The organism is Marinomonas profundimaris (assembly GCF_000508165.1).
Classification (GTDB): domain Bacteria; phylum Pseudomonadota; class Gammaproteobacteria; order Pseudomonadales; family Marinomonadaceae; genus Marinomonas; species Marinomonas profundimaris.
This window is the reverse complement of the sequence record NZ_AYOZ01000061.1, coordinates 179,346-185,586: the sequence shown is the minus strand read 5'-3', so window position 1 is coordinate 185,586 and position 6,241 is coordinate 179,346. Positions and strand designations below refer to the sequence as shown.

General features: G+C 43.6%; 4 protein-coding genes. 3 read left to right on the top strand and 1 reads right to left on the bottom strand.

The annotated features are described in order from the left end of the window. Positions 1-2,406: ribonuclease E (rne, locus tag D104_RS36255; RefSeq protein WP_031215382.1), on the bottom strand; the 2,406-nt coding region annotated here is incomplete at its 3' end. 474 nt (positions 2,407-2,880) lie between these two features. Between rne and rluC the strand changes: the two genes are divergently transcribed. The 3 genes from rluC (at position 2,881) to D104_RS36240 (ending at position 6,131) form a co-directional block, all read left to right on the top strand. Next, positions 2,881-3,852, top strand: a complete 972-nt coding sequence (gene rluC / locus D104_RS36250) for a 23S rRNA pseudouridine(955/2504/2580) synthase RluC (RefSeq protein ID WP_024025588.1) — start codon at positions 2,881-2,883, stop codon at positions 3,850-3,852. Between the two features lie 183 nt (positions 3,853-4,035). Then, complete coding sequence (locus D104_RS36245) at positions 4,036-5,502, top strand: DASS family sodium-coupled anion symporter (protein WP_024025587.1); 1,467 nt, start codon at positions 4,036-4,038, stop codon at positions 5,500-5,502. A gap of 170 nt (positions 5,503-5,672) precedes the next feature. Next, positions 5,673-6,131: a hypothetical protein gene (locus D104_RS36240; protein WP_024025586.1), complete on the top strand. Its 459-nt coding sequence runs from the start codon at positions 5,673-5,675 to the stop codon at positions 6,129-6,131. Positions 6,132-6,241 lie beyond the last annotated feature (110 nt).

Here is a 6,241-nt window from a genome sequence, read left to right as displayed (position 1 = left end):
AACAGCTTCAACAGCTTCAACAGCTTCAGGTTCACTCTTTACAGTCGTTTCTACTTTTGTGTCCACTTTCTCTTGAGTGACTTCAACTTTAACTTGCTGTTCAGCGTTTTCTGATTCAGTGCTTTCTTGCGTGTTGATTTCTTCTTTTTGTGGACGACGTGAACGACGAGAGCGACGTGAACGGCGTTGAGGCTCATCCCCATTTTCATTTTTTTCAATTTCAGCGTTATGAGCGGTTTCAGCCAGGGTTACAGCTTCTTGTTCTTGAAGTTTTGTGGCTTCTAGAACTTCGTCCTTTAGCTTGCCATTGCGACGGCGGTTATCGTTGCGATCGCGTTTGCGTTCTTTCACTTCAGGAACAATTTTCTCTTTTGGTTGTTGACGAGGGGCTTTTACTGCGGCCTCTTGCTTTTCAACTTTAGTATCTTGTGAGTCCTGTTTGTTTCCGCGGTTGTTTCTGCGGTTATTGCCTTTTGTTCCTGCTTCAGCTTGTTCGCGACGTGATTGACGAGTTGAACGGTTTTGTTCCGTCGTATTGTCGTCACGATCTGAATTTTGGTGCTTAACATTGCGTTTGTTTCTATTTGTGCGATTGGTGCTCGTCTTGCTAGAAGGGCTGCGATCGCTTTGTGTTGGTGCGCTTGAACTGGTTTTATTTGCTGGCTTTTGCTTTGTTTTTGCACTTGTTTTGTTTTGAGTTTCCCCAAACAGCGCCGTCATAATGCGTTTTAGTAAGCTAGGCTTCGTTGATGTATTTTTAGTTGCTTTAGCGGCCGGTGTTGGGGTGCTATGCGCAGGTGCTGGTGCTTTTGGCGCAATGCTTGTAACCGCGGCTTGTGGGCGTACGTTTTCATTCGCCTGGCGAGGCTCGTAAGGAGGCTGCTCTGGTGTTTCAACAATGGAGTAGCTGTTGTCGTTTTGAGTAACGACGGTACTGTCATCGCGAATACGTTCCACTTCGAAGTGAGGTGTTTCCATGTGTGGGTTTGGCACAAGGATAATATGAACGCTGTTACGTTTTTCGATTTTCGCGATGTTGGTGCGTTTTTCGTTAAGCAAGAAAGTGGCAACGGAAACTGGTAGCACTGCGCGAATTTGAGCGGTGCGTTCTTTAGAGCACTCTTCTTCAATAAGGCGAAGAACAGAAAGAGCTAGAGATTCAACATCGCGAATGAAGCCTTGGCCATTACAGCGAGGGCAAACGATACCACTGGTTTCGCCAAGCGATGGACGCAAGCGTTGACGAGACATCTCTAGTAAGCCAAAACGAGAAATACGCCCAATTTGAACGCGTGCACGGTCAGCTTCAAGCGCATTTTTCATGCGCGTCTCAACTTCTTTCTGATTGCGTACTGGTGTCATATCGATAAAGTCGATAACCACCAAGCCGCCAATGTCTCGTAAGCGTAGCTGACGAGCAATTTCATCCGCAGCTTCTAAGTTTGTTTGAAGTGCTGTTTCTTCAATGTCACCGCCTTTCGTTGCGCGAGCGGAGTTGATGTCGATAGAAACCAAGGCTTCTGTTGGATCGATAACAATAGAGCCACCAGACGGAAGGCGTACTTCGCGTTGGAATGCGGTCTCAATTTGAGATTCGATTTGGAAGCGGTTAAACAGTGGGGTCGAGTCTGTGTACATTTTGATGCGTGATTTGAAATGCGGCATAACTTGCATAACAAAGTTGATCGCATCTTGATACGCGTCTTTTTCATCAATCAATACTTCGCCGATGTCTTCGCGTAAGTAATCACGAATGGCGCGAATCACAATATTGCTTTCTTGATAAATTAAGAATGGAGCGGGTTTTTCTGATGCAGCTTTGGTAATAGAGCTCCAAAGTGTGTCAAGGTAGTCCAAATCCCACTGAAGCTCTTCAGTTGAACGGCCAACACCTGCGGTACGAACAATCAGTCCGCCGTTTTCTGGTGTGTTTAAGCCTGACATTGCTTCTTTAAGGTGTGATCTGTCGTCGCCATCAATGCGACGAGATATGCCACCAGCACGAGGGTTGTTTGGCATTAACACCAAATAACGTCCTGCAAGGCTGACAAAGGTAGTAAGGGCTGCGCCTTTATTTCCGCGTTCTTCTTTATCTACTTGAACAATCACTTCTTGACCTTCGCTTAACACATCTTTGATGTTAATTCGGCCTTCGTGGTTGGATTTTTTAGAAAAGTAAGTTTTGGAAATTTCTTTTAAAGGCAAGAATCCATGACGGTCTGCGCCAAAATCAACAAAAGCAGCTTCTAGACTCGGTTCAATACGAGTAATACGGCCTTTGTAAATGTTGGATTTTTTCTGTTCGCGAGAACCGGATTCAATATCAAGATCGTATAGACGTTGTCCGTCTACTAGGGCGACGCGCAACTCTTCTTGTTGAGTTGCATTTATAAGCATTCTAATCATTGTATGTGTGAACTCTGTTAGCTGATACGAAAGAGTCACTGCAGCGATAGGGTAACCATTAATAAATTTGACTCAGAATTAGAGCAAGTCATTCAGTCCTTCCTGGCAAGAGGAGTACGCTTCTTCGTTTATTTTATGTTAAACGATTTTGTGCGGTCACTGCCTTAATGAATACTAAATAGTCTCTTTAAACCGGTCTCGTTTCTTTGCTTTTTTACGGAACAACGCGAACGCGCGGTCGAGCAATTTAATGAGAGTTCCTTCCACTGAAGCGGATTTTTCCGAATCATGCGGTTTATTATTTAAGATTAACTGTTACAGAGGTAAGATAGGGGCCAAAGTGTCGCTTCGGCAATTTTCATTCAATTCTTGCATCTTATCTTCGAGGTGTTTTGTTGCCTCTTACCCTTTGCGAATGTGAATATAACAGTAAAAACTAAGTGCTTCAATTATAAAGGAAACCAATCTTTGCTTATGTCGGACTCAGAACAAAACTTAGTAGAGCGTCCAGCGGTGCGTTACGTCACCATAGACGAGAACAATGAGGGCCAGCGAATTGATAATTTCTTGGTGACTTTTTTGAAAGGTGTACCAAAGGGAAAGATTTACAATCTCTTAAGAAAGGGTGAAATCCGCGTTAATAAAAAACGTACTAAACCAGATTATCGTCTTCAAAATGAAGACATTGTGCGAATTGCCCCTATTGTTATTGCGCCTGAATCCGAAAAACCGACGTTGTCTGATCGATTAAAAAACGAGATCGAGTCTCGTATCGTTTATGAAGACAAAGGTTTGATTGTCGTAAATAAGCCATCTGGTTTGGCTGTGCATGGCGGTAGCGGCCTAAGCTTCGGGCTTATTGAGGTGATTCGACAAATGCGGCCTTTGGAGAAATTTATTGAGCTGGTTCATCGACTAGATAGAGATACTTCTGGCTTGATAATGATTGCCAAAAAACGTGCGGTGTTGAAAGAGTTACATACGGCATTACGCGAAAAAGAGGGCGTCCAGAAAACTTACTTTGCGCTTGTATACGGGAGTTGGCCAAAAAGAAAGCTTCAGGTAAATGCCCCTTTACTGAAAAATGAATTGAAGTCTGGTGAGCGAGTCGTAAAAGTTCATACGGATGGCAAAGAAAGTTTGACACGATTTAAACTTGCAAGGCAGTTTGAAGGGTACAGTTTAGTTGAGTGTGAGCCGGTCACAGGACGCACACATCAAATTCGAGTGCATGCACAATATGCGGGTTATTCCATTGTGGGTGACGAAAAATACGCTACCGTAGAGCAGTTGAAAGAAACCAAAGCGCTTGGCTTTAAACGTTTGTGCTTACATGCGACGCGTTTGGATATTATGTTAAATGGTGAGCGCATGTTGTTTGAAGCCCCTCTCGACAAAGAATGGCAAGCGTTGATGAATAATAATCTAACTGACATCTTTTCATGATAATTTTCATTTAGAAGTCAATAAAGATGTGGTTTATGGAAAGGCTTGCTTCGGCAAGCCTTTTTTTGTCCTCGCTATAAGTAATCGTGATACATGTCACTTATCACCATCTCTAAATGCAGTATTGTCTAATATAAGTGCCTTCTTAGGTGAGGGATTGTTAAAATGCTGGGAGTGGTTTTTATGAAAGTTTCTGATGTGCATATTGTCCCAGGCGTGATTGCCATCGCAATTGCATTGTTATTATGGTTTGCGGTGCCTGTCCCTGATGGTGTGACGGCGAATGCATGGCATTTACTGGCTTTGTTTGTTGGTACTGTGGTGGCTATTATCGGTAAGGCGATGCCTATTGGTGCGATTGCGATTTTGGCCATTACCTTAGTGGCGATGACAGGTGTAACCAATGACAGTCCTTCTGCGGCGATCAAAGACGCTTTGAGTGGTTTTTCGAACTCGCTTATTTGGTTGATAGGTATTGCTATTATTATTTCAAGAGGTTTGGTTAAAACGGGCTTGGGCAATCGTATTGGCTACTACTTCATTTCCTTGTTCGGAAAAAAAACCATAGGGATTGGTTATGCCTTGGCGCTGTCTGAATTGGTTATCGCACCAGTAACGCCAAGTAACACCGCCCGTGGAGGCGGTATTATTCATCCAATTATGAAGTCCATCGCGACAAGTTTTGGCTCTATGCCAGAGGAGGGGACTTCTCGCAAGATTGGGCATTACCTTGCATTGGTTAATTATCATATTAATCCGATTACTTCTGCGATGTTTATTACTGCGACAGCGCCCAACCCTCTAATCGTTAAATTGATTGCAGACGCGACAGGTTCGAGCATCAGTATTACTTGGGGAACATGGGCGTTGGCTGCGCTTTTACCTGGCTTACTGTGTATTGCCTTGGTTCCTTTAGTGGTTTATGCGGTTTATCCCCCAGAAATTAAACGCACCCCAGATGCAAAAGACTATGCGAAATCCAAACTTAGTGAAATGGGTGTCATGTCTTATGGTGAAAAAGTCATGATCGGCGTTTTTGCTCTGTTGTTGGTTTTATGGGCCGGCGTACCCGCAGTATTTTTTGGGCCTGATTATGCGGTAAATACAACCGCTGTTGCCTTCTTGGGACTATCTATTTTGTTGGTAACGGGCGTGCTCAGTTGGGATGATGTGCTGAAGGAAAAATCTGCGTGGGATACCGTTGTGTGGTTTTCTGCATTGGTAATGATGGCGACTTTTTTAAATAAGTTAGGATTGGTCCATTGGTTTTCCTCGGTTGTTGAGGCCAATATTGCTCAATTAGGATTCGATTGGGTTTTCTCTGTTGTGATTTTGGTGGCGGTGTATTTTTACGCGCATTATTTTTTCGCCAGTACGACTGCGCATATCACCGCTATGTTTGCGGCCTTCTATGCTGCTGGGCTAGCGTTAGGAGCGCCACCTTTGTATTTAGGTCTCTTGCTCGCTGGTGCGTCATCTTTAATGATGACGTTGACGCACTATGCAACAGGCACATCGCCCATTATTTTTGGCTCTGGTTATGTTTCCATGGAGGACTGGTGGATCATGGGTTTTATCATGAGTGTGGTTAATTTATTAGTTTGGGGGGTGGTTGGCGGGTTGTGGTGGAAAGTACTCGGATATTGGTGAGGCCTTAACTTAAATAATTTGCGGAATTTAAGGTTTGATTGAGGATCTTCATTATCGTCATTGTGTGGTTTTACTGTGCTTAATAAAATGTCTTTCGTTCCCATACGGCTGCGTTTTTTTGAGTCAATGCAGGTTTGGCGATGGGCAATGTTGTTCGAATGGAAATGAGTATGAAAAAATATTTTTTTAAAAAGCTGCAGTCTCTAACCGCTATCCTTGTTTTAAATACGATACCTGCCAGTTTTGCACAGACTGATATGGGGTATGATACCGAAGCGCTTCAGGCAAGAGTGCTTTGTGATGATCGAAAAGGTGCCCTTAAACGTGTCAAACAGCAGGCTGATTCGCTCAATCACCTTTATTTGGATAATTCGTTGGCTTATATCCAAAAGTACGTGGCGCCGCAAACAAACTACCAGCATCAAATGGCCTTGGCGCTGATTGAAGAGGCGTATCAAGAAGATTTTGATGCATTGTTGGATCAGTATGAAAAAGAGCGCGGAGTGGTTGCAAGTAATAGCCATAACTTCGTCGCCGTTGAGGCGCATGCTGAGGAAGGGTTAAAGGCGCTCAAAGATATGCGTGATGCCAAAATTGTGGAATTTAATAGGCAATTTGGCTTTGTTTGATTATTGAAGATAGCTATCTTCGGACTTTGTAAGTGACATCGTCTGTATGCGCATTCATTTCAATAGATGGTAACGTATCAATCTAGTTGAAATAGTGTGGGCTATCGCTA